A 26,048-nucleotide genomic window follows, 5' to 3' on the forward strand; every position below is an offset into this window, starting at 1 on the left:
ATTGAAATTCACAGCCCAACATAAAGCCTTAGCAATCTCCCTTCTCATAGGAGGCAGTGTATTGGTAGGCTTATTTGGACTGCAGCTCAGGGAATTTCCAGAAATACAAACCGAATCTTACTACGAAATTAACCCTGAAGAGTTCTTAAAAGAGCAAAAGCCAGAAGAGCAAATAGCTGAAAACGAACAGGAACAATCAAAATCAGAGACCAACAAAGCCTATAACGAGACCCAACAATACAACCGTTTTGCGCAGGCCTATACACCTATTGAACCTCCTAAGGATTATGTTCCCGCTAAGCAAAGTCAAAGTGATGAAGCTATGGAAGAACCCACTGATGACGATGTTCAAGAAGTTTCGGATATGGTAAGCCAGAATGAGAGCAATTATTCCAAGGTAAATAACATTCTTAAAAAGCGTCATTCCAATCAGCAGGCAGCCATGTCAAACGGTGATAATAGCTCAGATAAAGCGGGAATGAATGCCTCGGCCAATACAAACAGTTCGATGCACTATTCCTTAACAGGGAGAACACACGAATATATCCCAACCCCTATCTACCTTTGTGAGGCTTCCGGTAAAATTGTCGTAAACATTACGGTTAACGCCAAGGGAGTGGTTACAGACACTTATGTAAATTCGTCTTCTACATCCAAAAACCAGTGCTTAATAGACAGTGCCTTAGAATATGCCAAAGAAGCACGCTTTAATGCCGATGTATCGAAACCGTCACAGATTGGATCTATTACCTTTTATTTTGAGGGAAAGCGGTAGAGAAGTATTAAGGTATTAGATTTTAGACCGCTTTGTGTTAGAAAATAGTTCCCTAAAGTTGAAACAAAAAAGCCCAACAAAACTCTGAAGCTGCTTTATTTTATCGTTTTAGCCAACTAACTCTTCACTTCTCTATAACCATGGTTATATATAAAATCAAGTTTTAACCACTTAAAATGCGCTTGACCGTATACTAGAGCTATTTTATTCATTGGAGAATCAACTGTACTTTTTACTATGTAGCCATTCCTAAACGTTTGTGTTGCTTGATGCCTGCCAGAAGACTCACATTCATATTTTTCCATTAAGGGAGTATTGTAATCACACTCTGTCAAAGCTATCACGCCATTCTCTCTTTCATACATCTTAATAATAGTATCCTTTGACAGGTCCACTCTCAAATCTTGGTCGCTTATACCAATATTCTTTTTGGTTTGCATTACATACTTATCATTTTTAAAATATGCAGGAGTAGATTTATTATTGGTGTCATTGTAGTGTGTTGTCAACGAAAATCCAATCAATTTTCTAAACTTCCATAAGATGGTATCGTTTTGTTCAGGTGAGTAGTTCTCAGTATCATGCACTACTCCCTCATAGAATACAGTAAATCCTTCGTTTCTTAGGGAGTCCAATTTATTCCTTACATCATCATAAAACTCTGGGCGATTTAAATGAACCATTGGCACCATGACTAATGTTTTATTCTCCTTTTCATTGTAGTATGAGCTTAGCTCAACTTCTGTTTTATTAGTCATGATACTGAAGATTAGACGTTGGCAAGACGTTGCAAACAGTGCAATTACAAAAAGGAGTAGTAGATTTTTTTTCATATCAATTTGGGTAATAATTTAAGGAGAGCTAAAATAAAAAAAGCCCCACAAAACCGTGGAGCTTAATATGAAAAACCAATTCTAATCAACTAAACTAAAACTAAAACCTTCTATTTTTTACACGAACACGTTGTGGCATTAATTGCTTATAGTATTGAAACAAAGCTATTGCTCCCATAGGCACCATTACCAAAAGAGCTGTAATCATTGTTAATCCAACTGCTTGTACCATTACCAAAGCCAATACCGCAAACATCAAAAATCTCTTCATCTTCATTTATATTTTTTATTAACCCCTATGCTAAGGTTATATTTCGATTTACCTTAGAGCAACAACCGTACCAAATCGTCTACAGTAGTTTGTCCTTTGTCAGCATTGTACCAGCGCTGTAAGTCTTCTTTAAAATCGGCTGTCAAACTGCCATGTTCGATTTTAAAGTCATCTACCATTTGTGTGGCAGTAGACGGTCTTGGGCCATAGGTGTTTATTACTTCTCCTGTTTTATTATCAATTGCAATTAATTTGGGAATGGAACGTCCACCATTGGTAAGGAAGTTATCCATCAAAGCTTCATTCTCATCCCTTAAAACCAATTTCAAATCAATACCCGAATTCAATTCAGCAACCGCATTGATCACGGGCACTACATGGGCAGCATCACCGCACCAACTTTCTGTAATCAACAACCAGGCTTGGTTTACATCTATATTTGATATAGTTTCCTTTATCTCATCGGATAGCTTTATGGTTTTATCCCAGCGCTTCATACGGCGATTACTTAAAACCGTATAATTCACCATAGCTTCAGACTGGTCATTTCCAGTAGTCGATTTGTTTTCGACTAAGGTTTTCACCAATTCCCTGTATTCGGAATAGCTCATACCTTTTTGAATGCTTTCAGAAATAATCTCTTTAATGGGGCGCGTTAAAATAGAATCCATAGATTGTAATTATGTGGCGCAAAATTAATGGTTTATGTTCGTTTTTTGGGTAACAGTTGTTACATTAGTGTTTTAAAGCCGAATTCCTTACAACTTCTAATTAACAACAATGGCTAATCCTGACAATAAACATCGATGTGGCTGGTGTGTAGGCGATCCTCTTTACGAAGCCTACCACGATAACGAATGGGGCGTTCCTGTTTATGACGACGACACTTTGTTTGAATTTTTAATTCTCGAAACCTTTCAAGCAGGGTTGAGTTGGATTACCGTACTAAGAAAGCGAGAAAATTTCCGAAAGGCATTCGACAATTTCGACTATAAAACCATCGCCAAATACGATCAGGATAAAATTGAGGATCTATTACAGGATGTTGGAATCATTAGAAACAAACTTAAGGTAAAGGCTACTGTAACCAATGCCCAAGCCTTTATTAAAGTACGGGAAGAGTTTGGCAGCTTTAGTGAGTATATCTGGGGATTTACTCAGGGTAAACCCATCAAAAATTCGTTAATAGACCATAAAAATGCTCCAGCCACTACTGAGTTGAGCGACACCATAAGCAAAGACCTTAAAAAGCGGGGATTTAAGTTTGTGGGCTCAACGGTTATCTATGCCCATATGCAAGCGACAGGTATGGTAAACGACCATGAGGTGAGTTGTTTTAGATATGATGAAGTTTAACTTGAAAGTGTCTTTCCCTTATATAAAACAATTCATTTCCTACAATTTGTTAAAATTCTGGATTCTTAACTCTAAAAGCGAAGCGTTCTAAATTCGTTGCATTAGCATTACAAATACTTCAAAAACTCATCCCTTGGAATTTCCTCTGCACCCAAACTTTCAAGATGATGTGTAGGGACTTGACAGTCTATTATTTTGTAATCTGTATTCTGAATGAACGTGATAAATCCAGCCTTACTACCATTGCTAATGGTTGAGAACATGCTCTCACCACAAAACACACCATTGCCCATATCGATACCATAAAGTCCGGCCACCAATTTATCATCCCGCCAGACCTCAACAGACTTGGCGTAACCCAGCTCATAAAGTTGTGTATAAGCCACAATCATTTCATCGGAAATCCAAGTACCGTATTGACCAGGGCGATAGATATCGGCACAGGCTTGCATAACCTCTCCAAATGCTTTGTTAACGGTTACCCTTAAATCACAATTGCGCATGAATTGACGCATGCTTTTGGACACTTTTAGCTTTTCTGGAAACAGAATAAAACGAGGATCTGGTGACCACCACAGAATGGGCTGACCATCATCAAACCAAGGAAAAATGCCACATTTATAGGCCAACAATAAGCGTTCAATAGAAAGGTCTCCTCCAACCGCTAGAAGTCCTTCCTTATCGGCTTGGGAAACATCTGGAAACGCTAATTCTTTGGTTAGATAATACATATTCTCCATTAACTACGGCATTACTCGATTAAAACACAATGTGTTACTTTGAAAATACGACATTTTTTGTCATCTTTGGAGTAACCTTTACGTAATAAATTTTGTTCATCATTGCTTTTTTGAGTTTGTTTGTAAAGGTTACCATCTAAATACAATATTAAAGCCTTGTTCTGCAAGGCTTTTTTTATAACAGCAACAGTCCTGATACATAAACCACTATTCCCACAACCATTAAAATAAGGGTATATGGCAAAATTTCCTTGGCCTTTAACTTAGTAATCCCCAAAAGCGGTAATGCCCAAAATGGTTGCAACATATTGGTAATTTGATCTCCATAAGCCAACGCCATAATTGCTTTTGGCAATGGCACTCCTAGTTTTAAAGCAGACTCAACCACAATTGGACCTTGTACTGCCCATTGACCTCCTCCACTAGGCACAAATATATTGACCAATCCTGCACTGAAAAACGTAAAAATAGGCAAGGTTGTTTGGTTAGCCACTGACACGAAGAAATCTGATATCATCACAACTATGCCTGTACTTTTCATGATTCCCATAATACCAAAATACAACGGAAACTGAATCAATATGCCTGTGGTTCCTTTAATAGCTTCCTCTACTGCTTTTAAAAAGCTGCTGAAACTGCCATGCAATACAATACCCAATCCCAACATGAAAAAGTTAAGCATATTGGGTGTTATCTGTAACCTAATTAGATTCTCAAAATATTGATACCCCCAAGCCAAAAGAAGCAACCCTCCAAATCCAAAAGCCATAAATTTGGAATACTCCAAACGCTCAACTCCAATAGTATTGCCTTTTGAATTTTCTTGAAAACGATAAGATTCTAAATTGATAGGTGTAGGCGAAGATATTTTGGCCACACGAGATAACACAATTGGAATAATAATCAGTAAAATCCCGAACAACATTAAGTTCCACCAACTGAAAATGGTCACATCAAAATTAATGCTTTCGGGCAGTTTGCTTAAAACTTCGGGAGAACTAATGCCTGCCATAAATTGTTTAACATGCCCTGACTCTGCCACTTTAATCGGAGCCGACCCACTTATACCTCCATGCCACACCATGAGCCCTACATAACCCGCAGCTCCTACCAATGGATAATTTATTGGAATATTCTTTTCCTGCGCCAACTCACCTATCTTCCTTGCCATTATAGCCCCAAATATCAACCCCAGCCCCCAATTGAAAAAAGCCACCAACATAGTAGTTATACTAACCAAAACAACTGCACTTGTCGTGGATGTTGCATATTGGATTAAAGCCGATATTAATCGACTCATAGGCTTACTCAATACCAAAACATGCCCCAGAACCAAAATGAGCATCATCTGATACGCAAATACCAATAAGCCGTCTGTCCATATTCCTTTTTCCCAATACGTAAGGATTTCCAAAAAGTGATTGGAATCGCTTTGAGATGGGGTAAACACATAGGCCAATACTATAGTAATTAAAGTGAGTAAAACAGCTATAGTAAATGGGGAGGGCAAATATTTTTTGAAAAGCGTTTCGATAGACTTAGTAAGATTCATTGGTAGGGATTTAGTGACTGAAAAGTACTAATAATGTAGCACAAACAAAAAGGCCTCCAATGTGGAGGCCTTTTCTGGAATTATTTCTACAGATTACCTTAGAACGGTAAATCGTCGTGATCTTCTTCGTTAAGATTGTTTGCAGGCTCAAAAGCTTCTGTCGGCGGTACTGGAGGCATTCCAGCTGCAGAAGCATCTTGTTGTACACCTTCTACTCTCCATCCTTGGATAGAGTTGAAATATTTAGTTTCTCCTTGAGGATTAACCCACTCACGTCCTCTCAAGTTGATGCTTATTTTAACCTGTTGCCCAGGTTGGTAGTTGTTCAACAAATCGGTCTTATCCTGAACAAACTCCACCAATATGTGTTGTGGATACTGCTCTTCTGTTGTGATTACAATTTCTCTTTTTCTAAACCCATTGCTCCCGAAGGTTTGAGTTTCTCCAATCATTTTTACGCGTCCTTGTATTTCCATTATTTACGATTTTTTCGGATTAAGATAATAAAATTTTCCAGGCACTATTAACATCGCCATAGCTTAAATAGTTATGCGCCAATTTGTGCTTGTCTCTTGAAGTGGCTTCCTTGATATTCGGATAGCGTTCTGCTATGTCACTTAAAAAATGACTCACTTCCTCCGCTGTTGGAAGTGCTTCTACATTCCCCAACATGCCAAGATCGTTTCCTGTAAGCACCATACTGTTTTTAACATCCTCTGGCAGGCTATCTACACCTATTCCCAAAGTAGTTAAGGGCTTAGGAATTTCAAAGAATCCGTTACGGGCACGGCTATAGTAACTACCACCAGCTCGTGCAACAAGATCTAATTTTTCCTGGTCGATAACATCGTTTTCACCAAGTACTTCATCAGCAATATGAAGCTTAACAACTTCGCAGATAATTAAGTTCCCTGCTCCTCCTTCGTTACCAAGTTTTACAATCTCATTAACCTTGCACTCAAACTGTACTGGAGATTCTGCCACACGAAAAGGTTTAACAATATCCGACTCTAACATGGTAAGTCCAGATTTATCAAACTCGTTTACACCTTCTGGGTATTCGGTACTGCTCAACGACATTTGGTGAACAATATCATAATTCACTACATTTATAACCACTTCCTTTGTCCTTTCTGCATTTTCCAAAGTGTGTTTAGTAGTATTATCACGCACCCTTCTTGCTGGGGAAAATACCATAATAGGAGGATTTGCACTAAACACATTAAAGAAACTAAACGGAGAAAGATTAGGTTTACCATCCTCATCTATTGTACTGGCGAAGGCGATAGGCCTAGGTGCTACAGCACTCAACAAATAGGCATGTAATCTACCTGTAGACAATTCTTTAGGATCAAATGATGTCATAGTCTGAATAAATTTGGACAAATGTACTCATTATGGAAGTGAACTAAAAATGATTTGCAAAAGTAGTGACACAATATTTTTGAAAGAAATGCATTATATTGGTGAACAAATCCATTTGCATGAAATTCTCCAAACACCGGAACGCCATCCGATGGGTCATGATTGCGGCTTCCTTTGCTATAATTTCCCTGATCTTATGGAACACTTATGTGTTTTTCCAAAACTTTAAGGCTGAAGAACGCATTAAAATGCAAAACTGGTCGGCAGCCCAAACCGACTTGCTTAAGAACACTAATCTACAGAGTGAAATAGGTGATCTTCCTTTACAAATACTAAAAAGTAATACAACCACTCCCATGATTTTGGTAAATCAGGATGGTAGTACTAAACACAACAACATTAACGAAAAAAAAGCCGAAAACCCGGAATACATTCAACAGCTCATTGAACAATTCAAAAAGGAAAACAATCCAATTTCAATTACTTACGACGATGAAGTTCTTGCTACATTGTATTACGGCAACTCTTCTTTACTTAATAAATTAAAATATTACCCCTTAGCCTTATTACTAATCATTATACTCTTTGGTGCCGTTGTTTATTTCTTCTATCGGAGTTCCAAAATTGCAACACAAAACAAGCTTTGGTCTGGAATGGCGAAGGAAACAGCTCATCAAATAGGCACTCCTTTGTCCTCACTGGTTGGCTGGACGGAGATATTGAAAACCGAACATGTAAATCCTGATTATATTAGTGAAATTGAAAAAGACATTAATCGACTTCAAACTATTACTGAACGTTTCAGTAAAATTGGATCATTGCCAACTTTAGAACGAGCCGATATTGTTGAAGAAACTATTGCTTCGTACGACTATTTAAAAGCTCGTTCTTCCAAGCTCATAGATTTCGACTTGATAGCGCCAAACGAACCTATTTATGTAAACCTAAACAAACAACTCTACAGCTGGACCATTGAAAATTTAGTCAAGAATGCTATTGATGCAATGAAGGGCAAAGGAAAAGTTAGTGTAGAAATCGAACAGAGCAATAAAGAAGTTAAAATCAATATTAGCGATACCGGAAAAGGCCTCTATAAAAACCAGTACAATGCTATTTTTGAACCCGGTTACACCACCAAACGAAGAGGCTGGGGATTAGGATTATCACTTGCAAAACGTATTGTTGAAGACTTCCATAATGGAAAAATAAAAGTACTGCATTCTGAAATTGATAAGGGCACGACAATGCAAATTGTATTACATTTGTTGCCATAAAACTTTTTAGTATGACCGAGAAGTTTATTACAGTTAAAGAAGTTACCCTGAACAATAACTGCCCAGAATGTTATAGCAATACTGGCCTTCAGCTTACTTTTAAACAAAAGTTCAAGGAAACTCCTATGTTTAGATCCATCACAGACGAAATTGTCCAGGAAATAAGTTGCAACACCTGCAATACAACAATCTACCCTGTTCGCTGGACCGATGATATAGATCGTGTGTTTGATTACCAACGCAAGGCTTTTATCCCTAAAGAAACTTCATTTAAACTAAAGCGAATAGCTTGGTTTACTATTGGGATCACTATAATTGTTGGAGCAGCAATATCCACAACTTTAGCTATTTTACTCTAAAACAGTATTATTACACGGCTTGACTTATCGTTTCTGCTACTTTAGCAAACTCTTCGGAAGTTAGTTGCTGTTTTTGGGTGAATCTAGCATCTTCCATAGTATGCAACGGAATTAAATGCACATGTACATGAGGTACTTCTAAGCCTATAACGGTCATCCCAACACGCTCGCAAGGAATTACTTTTTCTATAGCTTTAGCTACATTTCTGGAGAATTTCATTAGCCCTAAATAGGTCTCCTCATCCAAATCGAAAATCTTATTAACTTCCTTTTTAGGGATACAAAGAGTATGCCCTATGGAATTCGGGTTAATATCAAGAAATGCCAGAAAATCATCTGTCTCAGCTACTTTATAGCAAGGTATTTCTCCATTGATAATTTTTGTGAATATTGTAGCCATTTTAAGGTTGTCTTTGTTAGTGTCATGTAAATATAAAAAGATTCCTGTCCACACCCAGTAAATTTTGGTATAAACAGGAATCTTTTCCGGAGGTTAAATAATAGGATTGTAATTTATCTACTAATCTCTAGAATATCAAATTTCATAATACCGTTTGGCACTTGAATTTCGGCTACATCACCAACAGACTTTCCCAAAAGGCCTTTGCCAATTGGGGAGTTTACAGAAATCTTGCCTGCCGCTAAATTAGCTTCTCCATCAGCCACAAGGGTATATGTCATTTCCATTCCATTGGTTTGGTTTTTAAGTTTGACTTTAGACAAAACCAAAACTTTTGAGGTGTCTAATTGTGATTCGTCAATTAATCTGGCATTAGCAAGAGTTTCTTCTAGTTTAGAGATTTTCATCTCTAAAAGCCCTTGCGCCTCTTTTGCGGCATCGTATTCGGCGTTCTCGCTCAAATCTCCCTTATCACGTGCTTCGGCAATAGCCTGAGAAGCTCTAGGACGCTCTATATCTTTTAAATGATTTAACTCGTCTCTTAGTTTTTTTAATCCTTCTGCTGTATAATATGAAATGTTACTCATAACGTCATCATTTTAATTAAAACTAGTGTTTACAACCTACTTATATAAACACAAAAAATCCCGTTCTCACGAGATTGTTTAAGCAAATATACAAAATATTTATCGCAAATATCTTTTTGTTGTAACTTGCACAAACAAAACATGATTATGAAAAAGATATGTGCCTTTTTAATAGGTTTGACACTAACTTTAAGCAGCTGTAGCAACAGTGATGATTCTCAAAAAAGCAATCCTTATTTACCAAATTACGGCTTTGATACTGGTAATATGATTAACACAAATCTTCCTCAATATAGCCAATTGCAGTTCCCTGGAAATTATGTTATCGTAAACGGTTATGGAATAAATGGTTTTGTACTTTATAGTGTTGGAGGCAACCAATTCACTGCATTTGATTTAACGGACCCAAACCACAGTCTCACTAATTGCTCTGATTTAAATATTGAGAACGGTATTTTTGCCTACTGTAATTGTGATGATGGAAATAACTACGATATCGTTACAGGCTCTCCACAAGAAGGCACAACGGGTAATTATACTCTAAAACCGTACTTTGTAGAAGCAACAGATAATATTATAAGAGTTTATAACAACTAAAAAAGAGCGGCCTGAAAGCCGCTCTTTTTTAGTTAGAACTTCAAGGTAAGACCGATTAAATAATTTGTTGTTGCCTGGGGATAATACCCAGTCCCTTCGTAAGTTGTAATCTGGTTAGAATCTGTGAAATCATCGTCCCATGTATAATAATATCCGTTTGACACATACTTCTCATTAAACACATTATTTACCAAAGCTGACACTAAGATTTCCTTAAATATGGTTTTGGTTTTAAGCTGATAGGTTACGTTGATATCGTTAACAAAATAACTATCCAGTTTAGAAGTTTTAGAGTCGGTGTTTCCCATATACTGCTCCCCAACATATTTGCTCAATAAAGACAATTGTAACCCTTGAACAGGTTGGTATGTTAGTGTATTTGCTGCGATAACATCTGGTGAATAAGAAATATTGGTTTTTCCAAGATCAACCAATTCTCCATCCCTTGATACTATAGTTTCTGTATTTTTATTGGAACTCAATGTCATATTAGGCTGAATCATTAACTTGTTTGTGATAGCAACAGCTGCACCAAGCTCTACCCCCAAACGGTAGCTCTCCCCACTATTCGTTCTGATTGGGTTTCCGGAATTATCAATATTTCCAGTTAACACCAATTGTTCATTATATTGCATGTAATAGGCATTGGCATTGAATTTCAATTTATCCGATCCGTAGCGCCATCCTAATTCAAAATCATTAAGCTGTTCTGGCTTCACATTGGAGTTATTTTTAAAATCGTCCCTATTTGGCTCGCGGTTAGCTCTAGCATAAGAAAAGTAGAAGTTATTTTCAGTATTCAATTCAAACGTCACGCCTGCCTTGGGGTTGAAAAAATTATAATTGACATCTACATTAAATGGTTCTCTGCTTGAGTTCATACCTGAAGTTTTGTAGTCCACAGAACGTAACTGGAGGTCCCCGTAAAAACTCCACTTATCATTAAGCCTATAAGTTGCCTTAGTAAAGATGTTCATATCCTTTTTATCACTTTCTGCTTCGTAGTAGTGATCTCCTTTTTGAATTTCACTAGCGTATTCTGCCCAAATAATTTCTCCAAAATGGTCTCCAAGATAATTACTGTACGATCCACCAAAATTCAAGTTTAAACTATTGGTTTTGTAAATCGCACTTGCGTTTACCACATAGAAATCGTTATCCAGCCAACGACGACGGATATAATCCATTGAGGCAACTTCCTGCCCATTTACCATTATTGGGTCCTGTCCTAAAAAAACAAAAGTTGATTGATCTGAAAACAATATGTTAGAGTAATAATAATCATCTACATACTCTTCAAAATAACCACGGCCATAGGTATAGTTCAATCCTAAATTAGTAGACCAATTATTATTGAATCGTTGATTCCAGTGCAATTGGTAATGATCTTGAGTGTAGTTATCTACTTGATCTCCATAATAACCTTCAATATTGTTCTCAGCATCAAACATAATCCCTGAAATATTATAGGTTCTGTTTTCATCCATATTAGGATTTTCACCAACAGCAACTACAACATCTGGATCAAAACCATACCACGATTGATAGGTTCTTTCATTACCACCAAACATCACAGCTTTTATTAAAGTATTGTGATCTACATAAGCCCCCTGAAGGAAATAGGATTTCAAATCCGATGACCCTCTGTCAATATACCCATCAGATTTTATTTGTGATAATCTTCCGGCTACCTCGAAGTGATCCCCCAATTTCCCTGTACTGAATTTAACGGTATGCTTACGACTATCGAAACTTCCAAAAGAATTGGATATCTCAGCATAAGGATTGTTAGACACCGCATCGGTAAGCACATTGATACTTGCTCCAAACGCTCCTGATCCATTGGTTGATGTTCCAACACCTCTCTGTAACTGCAAACTCTCAATAGAAGAGGCTATATCTCCCAAGTTTACCCAAAATGTCCCAAGCGATTCGGCATCGTTATACGGGATTCCGTTAATGGTTACATTAGTGGATTGGGCATTAATACCTCTTATACGAATACCTGTGTACCCTATCCCCGCTCCAGCATCACTGGTAGTTACCACTGAAGGTAAAACATTTAATAAATAAGGAATATCCTGTCCTAAATTCCGTTTTTCAAGCTCTTCTTTTGAAACATTAGTATGTGTAATTGGAGAAGTAGCATCTACCCTAACAGATTGCACCAAAACCTCATCTAAGGATTCTACTTGGGTTGAATCTTGTACTTTCTCCTGTGCAAATACTGAAACAGACAGCATTGTAACAATAGCATAAAGCAATAAATTTTTCATTGCGATTAAATAAACTTAACCGAATAAAAAGAGGTAATTATTCTTTGTTGATAATTGATTTTTAGACGACGATAAAACTTTTAGCAACTGCCTGAGCGCTAGCCGGCTACTTCACTAAAAATGTCCGCTGGACATTTTCTTAACGTTCGTCCCTCCCTAAACAGCATTATCTGTTCGAGGTTCAATGGGTATGATCTCAGCCGATTTTGGCACCCCTTTGTTGAGAACGCTGCAAAGGTACTATCGTTTTTTATGATAGAAAAACTATTGGAGGCTATTTTATACTTGAGGAGGTTTTCGGTTTGCCTTTTTATCAGATTGATACCGCTTGTCTTTTAACCTTTTTCTTATTACCGACTTAGGCACTTTGGTCGCTACTCTTGGTTTTTGTCTTTTTAGACCATTGGCAATCAACTTAAGTAATCTGTCACTAACAAGTGCTTTGTTTTTATACTGACTTCTGCTCTCACCACACTGCAACACCAAACTCCCAGATTTTGTCAATCGATTTGTCAAGTTCGTCTTCAACAACTCCTTTTGTTCATCTGTAAGTGCAGTAGATTCAACAAGATTGAAAGTAGCCTCAACTTTAGAAGACACCTTATTGACATGTTGCCCTCCACTTCCTGAACTCCTAACCGCTTTAAATGTTGCTTCTGCTAATATCCCTTGACTATCTAATTCCACCTAATCTTGCATTTGATGGGCTGGTTTCAGTAAATCGACTACCGTTTTCACAGGATTAAAGGTTACTAAAGGAACTTCCACAAAAATGGTATTCCAATACGCCATAGAACCATTCCATAGTCCTGGCAACTCCAAAGCTTTTAGTTCTTTACCGTCTTTGGTTTTATTGGAGATAAATACAGCACTATGATCTACATATTTTGATAGATCGAATTTATTACCTTGATAATCCTTAACCCCACAAACAAGATCTACGGGGTTAAAGTGTGTGGCTTCGCTTAAAATTCTCTTTTGGATTTTGTCTTCTTTATCAATTTGTGAGCCCTCAACTATTTGAAGCGACACTTTACCACTGTCACTTTTCACCCAAAACGGTCCACCACCAGGTTCACCTTCATTCTTTACCATACCACATACACGAATAGGCCTGTTGAGTTTTTCTACCAAATATTCAATTTGATATTTTTGAGAATACTTTTCAAACTCCTCGTGAATAACAATATTCAGGTTATTAGAAAGGTAATTGGCCATTTCAAAAATACGTTCTTCAGATGGCTCTTCCGTTTCCAATTCATTTAAGTAAGAGAAAATATGTTGTTGAGCTTCCAATAAAATTCCGGCCAACATTTTCTTGTACTTTGCTACCTCTTCTTCATATTGATATACAACAACATTATCTATATTCTTGATAAAAATAATATCCGCGTCCTGCTCATTAAGATTTTGCAAAAGCGCTCCATGCCCAGCGGGTCTAAACAACATAGAACCATCCTCTTTCCTAAAAGGTTCATTATCCATAGTTACAGCAATGGTATCTGTTGATCCTTTTTGATAAGAAAAGGAAACATCAAATTTTGACTTGGCTTTTTCCTCTACAAATGATTCTATACGCTCATATTCCCTGTCAAAGCTTCCGTTATGAGATTCTGAGATAGTAAAATGAAGTTTAGCTCTTTGACTGTCTGATGAAAATAAAGCCGCCTCAAAAAGGTGCTCTTCAAAAGCTGATGTTATGCGCCCCTTATATTTGTGGAATGGTAACAACCCTTTTGGAAAATGTCCATAATTAAGCTTGTCTTCATCAAGCATAACCTTGATAAAACACCACTTTTGCTTGTCAACTGAAAAAGAATCGTACTCAGGATAAAATTCTCGAATTCTATCCATTACCAAATGGTAAAACGGTAATTTCTCCAAGCCAATTAAAAACAATGAAAGCTCATTATCCTTTTGGGTGTTAATGTAAGCATTAATGGTATCCTGCTCAACATCAAACTCATTCAAAAAATTATAAAAGGCCTTGAACATACGCGTTGCAGCTCCAGAAGCTGGAACAAACTTCAACATATCTAAAGACTCTCTTTTCTTCTCAAATTCGCCAATATACTTTTGCTTATTCTCAATGGAAACTTTACGAATTCCGTCATCGATTGTTGCAGCTGATTTCAGGTTGACAAATGGCGTTCCCTTCTTGAACAATTCAATTTGAGCTTCAACCTGCGTTTCGGTTAAACCTTTGTTTTTTATTTGCTGAATATCGTGATTGGTTAGATTCATTGGTGTTCTGTCAATAGTTCATCAATATGTTTTATAGCCAAATCAAGGCGTTGCGCCTGATTTCCTTTTAGTAAAACATGGGGCTTTTGGTAATCTTTTAAAGCTTTTTGGAAGGCTTGAAACATTTTTTCCCGTTGGTGGGGTTTGTCACGGATGCCATCTTCTTCCCAAGGGAGGTCAATATACGTTAAAAAATAGAGATGGTATGTGTTTTCTTTCGCATATTTATCGAGCCATTTATACTGATTATCAGGATAGTACGATTTAGCATAAACCTTGGTTTCAAGCAGGTCCGTATCGCAAACCAATAACTTATCAACTTTATGAACCAAATCATTCTCCAGCTTCATCTGTCCGTATGCTATCGGCATAACATCTTTAGCAGAAAGTTTTTGCCCTTGCTTATGCCTTTCTTCAGCATATAGGCGTGAATATTCAGGCACCCAAATGGTGTTGTAATGGTCTGCCAACTGTTTAGCCAAAGTACTTTTTCCTGTAGACTCCGGGCCAAACAATACAATCTTTATGCAGTTTGAAGGGTTTTGTTTAAGCTTTTCTTCCATGCGATATAACCTTGAATGGCCAAAACGGTGAATATAAGGTATTGTAAGGACAACATGCCCAATCCGCGATAGGCATACAACGGAACAGTAATTAAATCACCTATAATCCAAAGTGTCCAGTTTTCGAGCTTTTTAGTTGCCATAAACCACATCGCGGTAAAGAACATTCCAGAGGTGAAAATATCGATGTAGTTTTCGGTTTTTATTTCATAGCCATAAGCTTGGTAAACCAAATAGGTAATTATCATGGTTACCAAAAACAATCCAAAGCCAATTACCTTTTCCTTGTTGTTCGTTTTTGAAATCGGCACAACAAACTCTCCATCCTTTTTACGCGACCAGTTCCACCATCCATAAACACTCATAATAGAATAATATGCGTTCATCATCATGTCTCCCAAATAATGTGCTTTATAAAGCAGGAACATTGTGATTAATGTAGCAATAAGTCCTGTTGGGTAAACCCAAATATTTTCACGCTTAGCGTAAATTACACTGAGTATCCCAAAAACAAAAGCTATCGCTTCGAGTACGATATATAAAACCGGTGTTTCTCTATAGGCGTCTATAAAAAAATCAAAAAGTTGGCTCATAACCGCTCCTATCGCTTTTTACAATCTTCATATTTACGATTGTGCTTTGCTGTTGAGCAAAAGAAGTTTTGATTTCCTCAGTTAAAAAGGGAATCAACTTATCGTAGTCTCCATATACCTGAGTACTCAATGGGTTTTCCATGACCGTGAATTCTGAAGCTCGCAGCCTTTTAATGAAGGCCTTAATGTGATCTTCGTAATCGTTTTGTAATGGCATCAATGTTAATTCAACAGATATTTTCACGCGTATGTATGTTTTATTTCATTAAAAAATTCGGAAGTGTTCTCAAAGGCTGTTCCTATCACCGCCATATCGGCTCCAGCCTTATAGGCTTGACTCAATTGTTCTGCGGACCGAATGCCTCCACCGACAATCAAAGGAATATTCAAACTCTGCTTTACAAAACTAATCATTTCAAGAGGAACAGGATTCAACGCACCGCTTCCAGCTTCTAGGTAAATTAGCTTCATCCCCAACAGCTCTCCTGCTTTGGCTGTATCCATCGCCAACTGAATTTGATCTCTATCGATTGGTTGCGTTTGTGTAACGCGCTGAACAGCTGTTTCCCTTCCGTTTTCAATCAGGATATAACCAGTTGGTATGATTTCCAGTTCCATTTCCCTTAATTGCGAAACCGCTTTAACATGCTTCCCAATTAAATATTCTGGGTTTCTTCCAGATAGTAGTGACAAAAACAATAGTGCGTCTGCCGAAGGCGATAATTGAGTAACATCTCCGGGAAATATCACCACAGATTTAGAAGTGTAAAGTTTAACCTTATTAATCAATTGCTCTGTAAGCCCTTCATCAACAGTGCTACCACCAACAAAAATATGGGTAGCAATTGAAGCATTTACCTTTTCGATAAAACCCTCAACTTCATCCAATTTCATTTTATCAGGGTCGATCAAAACTGTCAGCAGCTTCTCTTCTGTTGATACTGCCCTTAACAAATCTTTGTAAACACTCATTTTACGGAATAGTATAGGCACAAGTGAAACCTTCAAAATCTAAAAACCCAACGCGGTATCGACATTTTCTTTTGTTATAGTCTATCCACGAAATGGTTTCTTTATCCTCCATCATAAACGGAATTACCAAAGTGTGCTGCAAAAAACTCAATCCTGGTGTAGCAAACAACTTGTACAATGATTCCTTGATGCACCAAATTACTGTAAGTCTGTTGATATAATCGGAAGATGATTTATCCAAGTAGTCAAATTCATACTCAATAAACTTATGGGCTATAACACCTATCTTTTCACGCTGTTTCTCAATATCAATCCCTACAACATCATCACTAACAACTACGGCAGAAAACGTAAAGGAATGGGTTATTGAAATATGCTTACCATCTTTTAAATGGGGTTTGCCATTTTCATCATAATACAAATCGTGGTCATCATAACCGAAAGCGTTCAACAGATGACGTACACTTAAAAAACCGCGTTTATGGATTTCACTTTTCATTCCATTTACTCTTGCCTGACTTTCGGGTCTTAGCTGAATATCACTTAAGAGTTCATCAAACGACTCTGTTATCTTCCAGATTTTAACAGTAGTTTGTGAATTAGGAGTAATGGTTTTGTACAGAGGCATTTATATTTTAACTCTTATTACGTAACTTTGCGGTCACAGTTAATTTGACAAAAAATAAGCCATTGGCTTCTCATTGGTTCTGGGAAACGAAATTAAACTATTTTGACAGTTCTCCCAAAACCGTTGAGTTTAAAAACCTTAATACAGAATTATGACAACAAAGACCGTTCCTTATGTACCTTACAAGGTAAAAGACATATCGTTGGCAGCCTGGGGAAGAAAAGAAATTGAATTGGCCGAGGCAGAAATGCCTGGATTAATGAGCCTTCGTGAAGAATATAAAGACGAGCAACCGCTTAAAGGAGCTCGTATTGCAGGATGTTTACACATGACTATTCAAACAGCAGTACTTATTGAAACCTTAATTGCTCTTGGCGCTGAAGTAACTTGGAGTTCTTGTAACATATTCTCTACCCAAGATCAAGCTGCTGCTGCTATTGCAGACGCTGGCATTCCAGTATATGCTTGGAAAGGTATGAACGAAGAGGAATTTGATTGGTGTATCGAGCAGACTTTATTCTTTGGTGAAGACCGTGAGCCTTTGAACATGATTCTTGATGATGGTGGAGATCTTACCAATATGGTTTTGGATAAATACCCTGAATTAGTTGATGGCATCAAAGGTTTAAGTGAAGAAACTACAACTGGTGTTCACCGTTTGTATGAGCGTTTTAAAAACGGAACATTACCAATGCCTGCCATTAACGTTAACGATTCGGTAACTAAATCGAAGTTTGACAACAAATACGGATGTAAGGAAAGCGCCGTTGATGCTATTCGTCGTGCAACCGATGTAATGCTTGCTGGTAAGCGTGTTGTTGTTTGTGGTTATGGGGATGTAGGTAAAGGAACTGCTGCTTCTTTTCGTGGTGCCGGAAGTATTGTAACTGTTACCGAAATTGATCCAATCTGTGCACTTCAAGCAGCCATGGATGGATTTGAAGTTAAGCGTTTGGAAACTGTAGTTGGGAAAGCTGATATCGTAATAACTACTACAGGAAACAAAGATATTGTTCGTCCTGAGCACTTTGAAGCAATGAAAGACAAAACTATCGTTTGTAACATTGGCCACTTCGACAACGAAATCGATATGGCTTGGTTAAACAATACTCACGGAAATACTAAGGTTGAGATTAAACCTCAAGTCGACAAGTATACCGTAAACGGTAACGACATTATCCTTCTTGCTGAAGGCCGTTTGGTAAACTTAGGTTGTGCTACAGGACACCCAAGTTTTGTAATGAGTAACTCTTTTACTAACCAAACTTTGGCTCAAATTGAACTATGGAACAACCATGGTGAATACGAAAATAAAGTATACACATTACCAAAACACCTTGATGAAAAAGTAGCTAAACTTCACCTAGAGAAAATTGGAGTTGAACTTACTGAACTTCGTCAGGATCAAGCTGAATATATTGGCGTAACGGTTCAAGGTCCATTTAAGCCAGAGTATTACAGATACTAAAAATTATAGAAGAGAAGATACACTATAGACATTAGACTAATTGTCTCTTTATAAAAAGAAAAAACCCTTTGCATAATATGTGAAGGGTTTCTTTTTGGGCTAAAATTTCACTAAATTCCATAGAGGCTATGGAGTATTATGAAAAGAAAATAAAAGTTCCTCGTTTTAATGAGGAATCCGGATTTTATACTACAAAAAAACGCTCAAGGATTATGAGTAAAATACGTAGTAAAAACACCAAACCCGAACTACGTTTTAGAAAAGCGCTTTGGAAAACTGGCATTCGCTATCGATTAAACAACAAACTTCCGGGCAAACCAGACATCTCCATTAAAAAGTACAAACTAGCCATTTTTATTGATGGAGAGTTTTGGCATGGCTACCAATGGAACGAAAGAAAAGAAACCATTAAGAGCAACAGGAAATTCTGGATTCCAAAAATAGAACGAAATATGCAACGCGACAGGGAAGTCAACTCAAAATTGGAAGAGATGGGCTATACTATTTTCAGGTTCTGGAGCAAGGAAATCAACGAACAATTAGACAAGTGCCTCAACGATGTTTTAACCTATATCAAAAAAGGACAAGCATATTGGTAAAACAAAAAAACCTCCCTGAAAAACAGGAAGGCTTTTTATATTTTAAAAGAAATTATTTCTTAAGCTTCGAAAGGAATAATAGAAACGTAAGATTTGTTATTTCTTTTCTTTTCAAACTTCACAATACCATCAACCTTAGCATGTAAAGTGTGGTCTTTACCAGCGTATACATTCTCACCAGGATTGTGAGCTGTACCACGTTGTCTTACGATAATGTTACCAGCAATTGCAGCTTGTCCACCAAAAATCTTAACCCCTAGGCGTTTCGATTCTGATTCTCTACCGTTTTTCGAACTTCCGACTCCTTTTTTATGTGCCATTGTATTTCGATTTTATTTTTTACTAATTAACTTAAAGCTTCGATTAATTCTGCTTTCTTCATAGATGAATATCCAGAAATATCCTTAGCTTTTGCCATTTCTCTTAACTCAGCAACAGTTAACTTACTTAAATCTTGAGTGGCGTCTTCTTGTTTAGCAGCTGGCTTAGCTTCTGCTTTAGCAGCTTTTTTAGCTCCAGATGCTACGATGCTTTCAATTTGAATTTCAGTTAAGGCTTGACGGTGACCATTTTTCACACGGTATCCTTTACGTCTTTTCTTTTTGAAAACGATTACTTTATCACCTTTAAGGTGCTTTAAGACTTTAGCTCCAACTTGAGCTCCGTCTATAGCTGGGGCGCCTACAGTAATATTGTTACCTTCACCAATCAAAAGAACATTGTCAAAAGAAATTGACTGCCCTTCTTCAGTAGCTAAACGGTGAACAAACACTTTTTGGTCTTTTTCAACTTTAAATTGTTGCCCTGCTATCTCTACAATTGCGTACATAGCGTTACGTTATAATAATTAATAATTTGCTCAAAAAATGAGTGCAAATATACTGCTTATTAATTAATTTACAAACGATTTAGTGATTTTGAACGATATTATTACTGTTTTTGAAGATTTGCATAAAAGTAAGAGTAAGAACTACTGTAGTCGCAAATCCCATAATAGCTACAACAAATGAAACCAACCCAATACCCACATTATATTCTCCTTTAAACACAGACAAAAGTCTTAGTAAGAAACCCGGCTCTATTTCAGTAGCATAAAATGTAAAGAAAACTGTAAATAGTATAGTTGCTACGAATCCTGTAAGTAACCCAACTCCAAACCCTTTGGCATAATCAAAATCAGGACCTAACTCAATTTTAGTGTACTTGATTGCTTCATAAATACCAAAACCAGTTATTATAGCATTAAAAAGGCTGTAAATGGGATTGGTATGCGCGCCAAAAAGAGATAGTAACAAAAAAAAAGCAATTAGACAGGCACAAATTACAAGTCCAAATCGTATAGGCAATGCTAGTTTTTTCATAATCACTGAGTTATTATTCTATTCTAAAGTTCGGGAAAAATTATTTATTATATGGATTTTAGAGATATTTTTTCAAAATCCTTGGCATTACATTGAATTATCTCTCTTATTTTTTCACCTTTGTAACGTTTTATGCTTTTGGCATACTAACCACATAAAATAAACTTAAATTAAACTACTTAAAAAAATGAAAAAGAGTATATTCTCGTTAGCTTCCTTGCTATTTGTAGGCTTTATAGCCAATGCTCAGGAGGTTAAATTTGAAGAGTACGATTTGGATAACGGCATGCACGTTATCTTACACCAAGACAACTCGGCTCCAGTAGTGACCACATCGGTTATGTACCATGTAGGAGCTAAAGATGAAGACCCTGAACGTACAGGATTTGCACACTTTTTTGAACACCTTTTATTTGAAGGAACTGAAAATATTGAACGTGGCGAATGGTTCACTATCGTATCTTCTAACGGAGGAAGCAACAACGCCAACACTACAGACGATAGAACATATTACTATGAGGTATTCCCATCTAACAGTGTTGAATTAGGTCTATGGATGGAGTCCGAACGTTTAATGCACCCAATTATCAATCAAATTGGTGTCGATACACAAAACGAAGTTGTTAAGGAGGAAAAACGCTTACGTGTAGACAATCAACCTTACGGACGCTTCTTAGAGTATGTAAAAGAAAACATGTTCACCAAGCACCCTTACCGTTGGACTACAATTGGTGAAATGGAACACCTTGACGCTGCTACTTTGGAAGAGTTCCAAGCATTCAACAAAAAGTTCTATGTACCAAACAATGCAGTATTGGTTGTTGCTGGAGATATTGATGTTCCTTCGGTTAAGAACATGATTAATGATTATTTCGCCCCAATTCCAAGAGGAGAAGATATTACAAGAAACTTCACTAAGGAAGATCCAATTACTGAAAAAATAACAGCTACAGAATACGATTCTAACATTCAAATCCCAGCAATTGTTGCTGCTTACAGAACGCCATCTTTTACAAGTCGTGATGCCTATGTTTTGGATATGATTTCTTCTTACTTAAGTGATGGAAAAACTTCTAAGCTATACAAGCGCCTTGTTGACGACAAGAAAATGGCTTTACAAGCAGGAGCCTTTAATGTAAGCCAAGAAGATTATGGTATTTATGTATTGTACGGACTTCAAATGGGTGATAATTCTTTAGAAAGTATCCTTGCAGAAATGGATGATGAAATCTCAAAACTTCAAAACGAACTAATATCAGAAAGAGATTACCAAAAACTTCAAAATAAATTTGAGAATCAATTTGTTAACTCAAACTCTAGTATTGAAGGCATTGCAAACTCTTTAGCAAGATACTACATGCTTTATGGTGACACAAACCTTATCAACAATGAGATTGATATTTACAGAAGCATTACAAAAGAAGAGATTCAAAAAGTAGCTAAAAAATACTTAAATCCAAACCAACGTTTAGAGCTTAAGTATTTACCAAAAACAGATGAGCAATAAAAAAAGACATCCATTTATGAAAAACAGAATATCAGTTTTAATAGCCTTGTTTTTAATGTCGGTAGGCGTTAATGCTCAAATCGACAGATCAAAACAGCCCCAACCAGGTCCAGCTCCAGAAATCAACTTGGACGAACCTACTCAATACGAATTAAAAAATGGAATGAAAATACTAGTGGTAGAAAACCATAAATTACCACGAGTTTCTTATTCCCTTACAATAGACAACAAACCAGCCCTTGAAGGCGACAAAGCTGGAGTTGCCAGCCTTTTGGGAAGTCTTTTGGGCAACGGAACAACTTCTATTAGCAAAGACGACTTTAATGAGGAAATCGATTTCCTAGGAGCAAGAATGGGATTTGGTTCTAGTGGAGGGTATGCAGGTTCTCTTTCTAAGTATGGAGAACGAATCCTCGAGCTTATGGCTGACGCTACAATCAATCCTCTATTCACACAAGAAGAATTCGATAAGGAAAAAGAAATGCTTATTGAAAGTCTTAAGTCGAACGAAAAGAGTGTTGACGCTATCGCAGGCCGTCTAGGGCTTGCGCTTTCTTATGGCACTCAACACCCTTACGGAGAGTTTATGACTGAGGAAACAGTTAACAACATCACTCTAGATGATGTGCGTGCTTTTTATCAACAACGTTTTAACCCTAACAACGCTTATTTGGTTGTAGTAGGAGATGTTAAAGCAAAAAGCGTTAAAAAACTTGCTAAAAAGTATTTTGGAAAATGGAAAACAGATATCGATATCGATATGACCGTTCCTAAAGCAAATCCAAATGTTGCTAGTACACAAATAGATTTTATTGACATGCCAAATGCAGTACAATCTAATGTTTCTCTTACTAACAACGTAGATTTGAAAATGTCAGACCCTGATTACCACGCAGTATTGATTGCTAATAAAATTTTAGGTGGTGGGTTTAACAGCTACTTAAATATGAATCTACGTGAGGAACACGGCTACACCTACGGAGCACGCTCAGGTATTGGTGCAGATAAATACGCATCTCGTTTTACTGCCGGAGCTTCTGTAAGAAACATGGTTACTGATAGTGCCGTGGTACAAACTTTAAAGGAAATCAACCGTATTAAAAACGAACCTGTAACTGCCGAGGCCTTAGCTAACGCTAAAGCTAAATACGTTGGCGACTTTGTTCTAGCATTGGAGAAGCCACAGACTGTTGCTCGTTATGCTCTTAACATTGAATTAGAAGATCTTCCAGAAGATTTTTATTCTACTTACCTTGATAAAATCAACGCTGTGACTATTGAAGATGTTCAACGTGTTGCAAACAAATACTTCAAACCTGAAAATGCTCGCGTAATAGTTGTAGGTAAAGGAAGTGAAATATTGGACAACCTTATCAAGACTGGTATCCCTGTAAAATATTTCGATACTTATGCTAATCCAACTGAAAAACCAGTATTCACTAAGCCTATCCCTGAAGGTGTTACAGCGTCAACTGTAATCAGCAAGTATGTTGAAGTTATTGGAGGTGAAACAAATCTTAACAAGGTAAACACTATCCTAAACAATGCTAATGTGACCATCGAAGGTGCTCCATTTAAACCTACAGCTACTATCAAATCTATGGCTCCAAATAAGAGCGCAATGGAAATGAACATTGAGGGTATGGGAACCATTATGAAACAAAAGTTTGATGGTACTTCTGGATACACAGAACAACAAGGGATGAAACATCCTATGAGCGATGATGAAGTAGCATCTAAAAAAGCTGAAAAAGGCCTATTCCCAGAGCTTTATTATGAAAATTCCAACTTAACTCTTGAAAGTATTACTGCTGTTGAAGGGACAGATGCTTACAAAGTAAAGTTAACCCAAGGAGAAAATACTTCATACAGATACTACGATATCAATACTGGTTTATTGATAAGAACAGAAGTAACTAAAGAAGTACAAGGTCAAAGTATTACCTCTACTGAAGATTTTTCAGATTACAAGGAAGTTGCTGGTATTAAAATACCATATACTCAAAAAGTAACTGCTGGACCTCAAATTATTACTATTAGTTCTACTGAAGTAAAAGTAAACGAAGGCGTAAGCGAATCAGATTTCCAATAATCACTTCCTTATATTCATAAAAAAAAACCGAAGCGCTTGCTTCGGTTTTTTTTATTTGTTACGCTTATGCGATAAGTATACCCCGGCAAGAATTACCAAACTCGCCAAGCCTTGCATTGCACTGAACGACTCTCCATCAACAACACCCCACATCAAAGCTACTATTGGAATTACATAGGTAACAGAAGATGCAAATACTGGTGTAGAAACCTGAACTAGTTTATTATATAAAACCTTAGCTGTAGCCGTACCAAAAAGTGCCAAAATTGTAAGATACCCCAAAGACACTCTCAACTCAGGGTCACTAAAATCTGCTTCAGCCAAAAAATCTGTGGACAGTAAAGCTACTACTGCAGGGATAACAATAACCGCATAATTTCCTGCTGCTATGGTTAATGGTTTCACATCTTGAAGATACCTCTTAATTATATTCACATTAGCAGCATACATAAGAGCTGCAACGATAACAAAACCTGCAAATAAATAATTCTGACTAGGATTGAGATCTGCTCCTGCTAAAATAAGAGCTACTGTTCCTAAGAAGCCCACTATAACTCCTAAAACTTGTCGCCTCGTGGATTGAATATTAAATAAAGAAGCCCCAAGAATAATAGTACACAAAGGAACTAGTGAATTCAAGATAGAAGCAACAGTACTGTCAATCTGTGTTTGCGCAAATGCAAAACAAAATGCAGGAAAAAAGGATCCAAAAAAACCCGATAAGGCAATCCACTTCCATTGCCTAAGCTCAACATTTTTTAATGTCTTCCCTCCAATTAACAATAAAAACACACCAGTAATAATAGTACGTAAAGCCCCTAACTGAACAGGGGATAAGCCCAAAAGCGACTTTTTAATTAGAATAAAGGAAGTCCCCCAAATTAGGGAAAGAACAAAAAGATAGCCCCATTTAGCATTTATCTTATCCATCAGGTTTCATTTTTTAGGCCGCAAAAATCTACTTTTTAACTCAATAAACAGCAATAATTATTTAGTTTTGTAACCCATTATCTTTTAAAAGATTAGAAAATAAAATTATTAACATTATCGAACATAACCCATTAACAATGAAAAAAATAAAAACATTATTTGCTCTTCTTGCTATTATAGCTATTTCAATCTCTTGTAAAAACAACAATCAGCCAGAAATAAAAACAGTAGAAGTTGAAACTACTTCAAAAGCAGTTTCAGAAAACACTTTAGATCCAAATGCTACCTATGCAAAAGCCGAATTCACCATCGATGGAATGACATGTGCTGTAGGTTGTGCTATGAGCATCGAAAAGAAACTATCTAAAATGGATGGCGTGAAATCTGCTAAAGTGGATTTTGACAAAAAACTTGCAATGGTAGAATTTGATGAAGCAAAAGTAAATCCAACTTCATTAACTGAAACCGTAAAAAAGGTTGGTGATCTATATGTTGTTAAAGATATAAAAACAGTTGACAGCTTCTCAGTTGAAAAAATATGTAAGCCAGGGTGCACTAAGCCATGTTGTGCTGATAAAGCTGAAAATACTTCAGTAGAAAACGAAAATGCAAAAACCATGGCCTGTGAAGCCGACTGCAAAAAAGCTTGCTGTACTAACAAAGCAAAAGCTTAACACATCCCTTTACGGGAAGTTAAAGTCCTTTG

31 protein-coding genes are annotated in these 26,048 nt (G+C 36.9%); 10 read left to right on the top strand and 21 right to left on the bottom strand.

Features of this window, described 5'->3' with window-relative positions; all coding sequences use genetic code 11:
* Position 1 precedes the first annotated feature (1 nt).
* Positions 2 to 775: an energy transducer TonB gene (locus tag PWU04_RS01645; RefSeq protein WP_274474059.1), complete on the top strand. Its 774-nt coding sequence runs from the start codon at positions 2 to 4 to the stop codon at positions 773 to 775.
* Between the two features lie 116 nt (positions 776 to 891).
* Here PWU04_RS01645 and PWU04_RS01650 read toward each other — a convergent pair whose 3' ends face one another.
* From PWU04_RS01650 to PWU04_RS01660, 3 genes are all read right to left on the bottom strand, one after another.
* A complete protein-coding gene (locus PWU04_RS01650) occupies positions 892 to 1,533 on the bottom strand; it encodes a hypothetical protein (RefSeq protein ID WP_274474060.1) in 642 nt (213 codons plus the stop codon).
* Positions 1,534 to 1,708: 175 nt separating this feature from the next.
* Complete coding sequence (locus PWU04_RS01655) at positions 1,709 to 1,879, bottom strand: hypothetical protein (protein WP_274474061.1); 171 nt, start codon at positions 1,877 to 1,879, stop codon at positions 1,709 to 1,711.
* 53 nt (positions 1,880 to 1,932) lie between these two features.
* Positions 1,933 to 2,550, bottom strand: a complete 618-nt coding sequence (locus PWU04_RS01660; RefSeq protein WP_274474062.1) for a thioredoxin family protein — start codon at positions 2,548 to 2,550, stop codon at positions 1,933 to 1,935.
* Positions 2,551 to 2,659: 109 nt separating this feature from the next.
* Here PWU04_RS01660 and PWU04_RS01665 point away from each other — a divergent pair, with 109 nt between their 5' ends.
* Positions 2,660 to 3,235, top strand: coding sequence for a DNA-3-methyladenine glycosylase I (locus tag PWU04_RS01665; RefSeq protein WP_274474063.1), 576 nt, complete (start codon positions 2,660 to 2,662; stop codon positions 3,233 to 3,235).
* Positions 3,236 to 3,342: 107 nt separating this feature from the next.
* Here PWU04_RS01665 and aat read toward each other — a convergent pair whose 3' ends face one another.
* The 4 genes from aat to PWU04_RS01685 form a co-directional block, all read right to left on the bottom strand.
* Positions 3,343 to 3,966: a leucyl/phenylalanyl-tRNA--protein transferase gene (aat, locus tag PWU04_RS01670; protein WP_274474064.1), complete on the bottom strand. Its 624-nt coding sequence runs from the start codon at positions 3,964 to 3,966 to the stop codon at positions 3,343 to 3,345.
* Between the two features lie 184 nt (positions 3,967 to 4,150).
* Positions 4,151 to 5,527 (bottom strand): short-chain fatty acid transporter, encoded by a 1,377-nt coding sequence (locus PWU04_RS01675; RefSeq protein ID WP_274474065.1) that lies wholly within the window; start codon positions 5,525 to 5,527, stop codon positions 4,151 to 4,153.
* Between the two features lie 98 nt (positions 5,528 to 5,625).
* Entirely contained in the window at positions 5,626 to 6,003 is a 378-nt protein-coding gene (locus tag PWU04_RS01680; protein WP_274474066.1) for a DUF3127 domain-containing protein, read from the bottom strand.
* Between the two features lie 19 nt (positions 6,004 to 6,022).
* Positions 6,023 to 6,892 carry a flavin reductase family protein gene (locus PWU04_RS01685; protein ID WP_274474067.1) on the bottom strand — a complete coding sequence of 290 codons (870 nt, stop codon included), beginning with the start codon at positions 6,890 to 6,892 and terminating at the stop codon, positions 6,023 to 6,025.
* A gap of 119 nt (positions 6,893 to 7,011) precedes the next feature.
* On the opposite strand from PWU04_RS01685, the gene PWU04_RS01690 reads away from it, so the two are divergent.
* Positions 7,012 to 8,166 carry a sensor histidine kinase gene (locus PWU04_RS01690; RefSeq protein ID WP_274474068.1) on the top strand — a complete coding sequence of 385 codons (1,155 nt, stop codon included), beginning with the start codon at positions 7,012 to 7,014 and terminating at the stop codon, positions 8,164 to 8,166.
* Positions 8,167 to 8,177: 11 nt separating this feature from the next.
* Entirely contained in the window at positions 8,178 to 8,525 is a 348-nt protein-coding gene (locus tag PWU04_RS01695; protein ID WP_274474069.1) for a hypothetical protein, read from the top strand.
* A 10-nt stretch (positions 8,526 to 8,535) separates the two neighbouring features.
* Here PWU04_RS01695 and PWU04_RS01700 read toward each other — a convergent pair whose 3' ends face one another.
* Positions 8,536 to 8,925, bottom strand: coding sequence for an HIT family protein (locus PWU04_RS01700; protein ID WP_274474070.1), 390 nt, complete (start codon positions 8,923 to 8,925; stop codon positions 8,536 to 8,538).
* Between the two features lie 113 nt (positions 8,926 to 9,038).
* A complete protein-coding gene (greA, locus tag PWU04_RS01705; protein ID WP_274474071.1) occupies positions 9,039 to 9,512 on the bottom strand; it encodes a transcription elongation factor GreA in 474 nt (157 codons plus the stop codon).
* A gap of 147 nt (positions 9,513 to 9,659) precedes the next feature.
* Here greA and PWU04_RS01710 point away from each other — a divergent pair, with 147 nt between their 5' ends.
* Positions 9,660 to 10,109, top strand: a complete 450-nt coding sequence (locus PWU04_RS01710) for a hypothetical protein (RefSeq protein WP_274474072.1) — start codon at positions 9,660 to 9,662, stop codon at positions 10,107 to 10,109.
* Positions 10,110 to 10,141: 32 nt separating this feature from the next.
* On the opposite strand, the gene PWU04_RS01715 is transcribed toward PWU04_RS01710, so the two are convergent.
* The 8 genes from PWU04_RS01715 to PWU04_RS01750 form a co-directional block, all read right to left on the bottom strand.
* Positions 10,142 to 12,385 (bottom strand): TonB-dependent receptor, encoded by a 2,244-nt coding sequence (locus PWU04_RS01715; RefSeq protein ID WP_274474073.1) that lies wholly within the window; start codon positions 12,383 to 12,385, stop codon positions 10,142 to 10,144.
* 279 nt (positions 12,386 to 12,664) lie between these two features.
* Positions 12,665 to 13,072 (bottom strand): alternative ribosome rescue aminoacyl-tRNA hydrolase ArfB, encoded by a 408-nt coding sequence (gene arfB, locus PWU04_RS01720; protein WP_274474074.1) that lies wholly within the window; start codon positions 13,070 to 13,072, stop codon positions 12,665 to 12,667.
* Positions 13,073 to 14,629, bottom strand: coding sequence for a DUF4301 family protein (locus PWU04_RS01725; RefSeq protein ID WP_274474075.1), 1,557 nt, complete (start codon positions 14,627 to 14,629; stop codon positions 13,073 to 13,075).
* Positions 14,626 to 15,192, bottom strand: coding sequence for an ATP-binding protein (locus PWU04_RS01730; protein WP_274474076.1), 567 nt, complete (start codon positions 15,190 to 15,192; stop codon positions 14,626 to 14,628). Before PWU04_RS01730 ends, PWU04_RS01725 begins: the two co-directional genes overlap by 4 nt.
* Complete coding sequence (pnuC, locus tag PWU04_RS01735; protein ID WP_274474077.1) at positions 15,153 to 15,785, bottom strand: nicotinamide riboside transporter PnuC; 633 nt, start codon at positions 15,783 to 15,785, stop codon at positions 15,153 to 15,155. The genes PWU04_RS01730 and pnuC overlap by 40 nt, the downstream gene beginning before the upstream one ends.
* Positions 15,769 to 16,029 carry a hypothetical protein gene (locus PWU04_RS01740; RefSeq protein ID WP_274474078.1) on the bottom strand — a complete coding sequence of 87 codons (261 nt, stop codon included), beginning with the start codon at positions 16,027 to 16,029 and terminating at the stop codon, positions 15,769 to 15,771. The genes pnuC and PWU04_RS01740 overlap by 17 nt, the downstream gene beginning before the upstream one ends.
* On the bottom strand, positions 16,026 to 16,757 hold the full coding sequence (locus PWU04_RS01745) for a geranylgeranylglyceryl/heptaprenylglyceryl phosphate synthase (RefSeq protein ID WP_274474079.1): 732 nt from the start codon (positions 16,755 to 16,757) through the stop codon (positions 16,026 to 16,028). The genes PWU04_RS01740 and PWU04_RS01745 overlap by 4 nt, the downstream gene beginning before the upstream one ends.
* A 1-nt stretch (position 16,758) precedes the next feature.
* Entirely contained in the window at positions 16,759 to 17,385 is a 627-nt protein-coding gene (locus PWU04_RS01750) for a 4'-phosphopantetheinyl transferase family protein (RefSeq protein WP_274474080.1), read from the bottom strand.
* A 151-nt stretch (positions 17,386 to 17,536) separates the two neighbouring features.
* On the opposite strand from PWU04_RS01750, the gene ahcY reads away from it, so the two are divergent.
* Positions 17,537 to 18,853 (top strand): adenosylhomocysteinase, encoded by a 1,317-nt coding sequence (gene ahcY / locus PWU04_RS01755; protein ID WP_274474081.1) that lies wholly within the window; start codon positions 17,537 to 17,539, stop codon positions 18,851 to 18,853.
* 128 nt (positions 18,854 to 18,981) lie between these two features.
* Positions 18,982 to 19,452: a very short patch repair endonuclease gene (locus PWU04_RS01760; protein WP_274474082.1), complete on the top strand. Its 471-nt coding sequence runs from the start codon at positions 18,982 to 18,984 to the stop codon at positions 19,450 to 19,452.
* 59 nt (positions 19,453 to 19,511) lie between these two features.
* On the opposite strand, the gene rpmA is transcribed toward PWU04_RS01760, so the two are convergent.
* The 3 genes from rpmA to PWU04_RS01775 form a co-directional block, all read right to left on the bottom strand.
* On the bottom strand, positions 19,512 to 19,772 hold the full coding sequence (rpmA, locus tag PWU04_RS01765) for a 50S ribosomal protein L27 (protein ID WP_274474083.1): 261 nt from the start codon (positions 19,770 to 19,772) through the stop codon (positions 19,512 to 19,514).
* Positions 19,773 to 19,798: 26 nt separating this feature from the next.
* Positions 19,799 to 20,281: a 50S ribosomal protein L21 gene (gene rplU / locus PWU04_RS01770; RefSeq protein WP_274474084.1), complete on the bottom strand. Its 483-nt coding sequence runs from the start codon at positions 20,279 to 20,281 to the stop codon at positions 19,799 to 19,801.
* Between the two features lie 79 nt (positions 20,282 to 20,360).
* Positions 20,361 to 20,813, bottom strand: a complete 453-nt coding sequence (locus PWU04_RS01775; RefSeq protein ID WP_274474085.1) for a DUF4199 domain-containing protein — start codon at positions 20,811 to 20,813, stop codon at positions 20,361 to 20,363.
* A gap of 187 nt (positions 20,814 to 21,000) precedes the next feature.
* Here PWU04_RS01775 and PWU04_RS01780 point away from each other — a divergent pair, with 187 nt between their 5' ends.
* Both PWU04_RS01780 and PWU04_RS01785 read left to right on the top strand, forming a co-directional pair.
* A complete protein-coding gene (locus PWU04_RS01780) occupies positions 21,001 to 22,320 on the top strand; it encodes a M16 family metallopeptidase (protein WP_274474086.1) in 1,320 nt (439 codons plus the stop codon).
* Between the two features lie 16 nt (positions 22,321 to 22,336).
* Positions 22,337 to 24,412, top strand: a complete 2,076-nt coding sequence (locus PWU04_RS01785; protein ID WP_274474087.1) for a M16 family metallopeptidase — start codon at positions 22,337 to 22,339, stop codon at positions 24,410 to 24,412.
* Positions 24,413 to 24,463: 51 nt separating this feature from the next.
* On the opposite strand, the gene PWU04_RS01790 is transcribed toward PWU04_RS01785, so the two are convergent.
* Entirely contained in the window at positions 24,464 to 25,342 is an 879-nt protein-coding gene (locus PWU04_RS01790; protein ID WP_274474088.1) for a DMT family transporter, read from the bottom strand.
* Positions 25,343 to 25,479: 137 nt separating this feature from the next.
* Between PWU04_RS01790 and PWU04_RS01795 the strand changes: the two genes are divergently transcribed.
* Positions 25,480 to 26,016: a heavy-metal-associated domain-containing protein gene (locus PWU04_RS01795; RefSeq protein ID WP_274474089.1), complete on the top strand. Its 537-nt coding sequence runs from the start codon at positions 25,480 to 25,482 to the stop codon at positions 26,014 to 26,016.
* Positions 26,017 to 26,048 lie beyond the last annotated feature (32 nt).

The sequence above is a fragment of the Mangrovimonas aestuarii genome (genome assembly GCF_028767185.1).
Taxonomy (GTDB): domain Bacteria; phylum Bacteroidota; class Bacteroidia; order Flavobacteriales; family Flavobacteriaceae; genus Mangrovimonas_B; species Mangrovimonas_B aestuarii.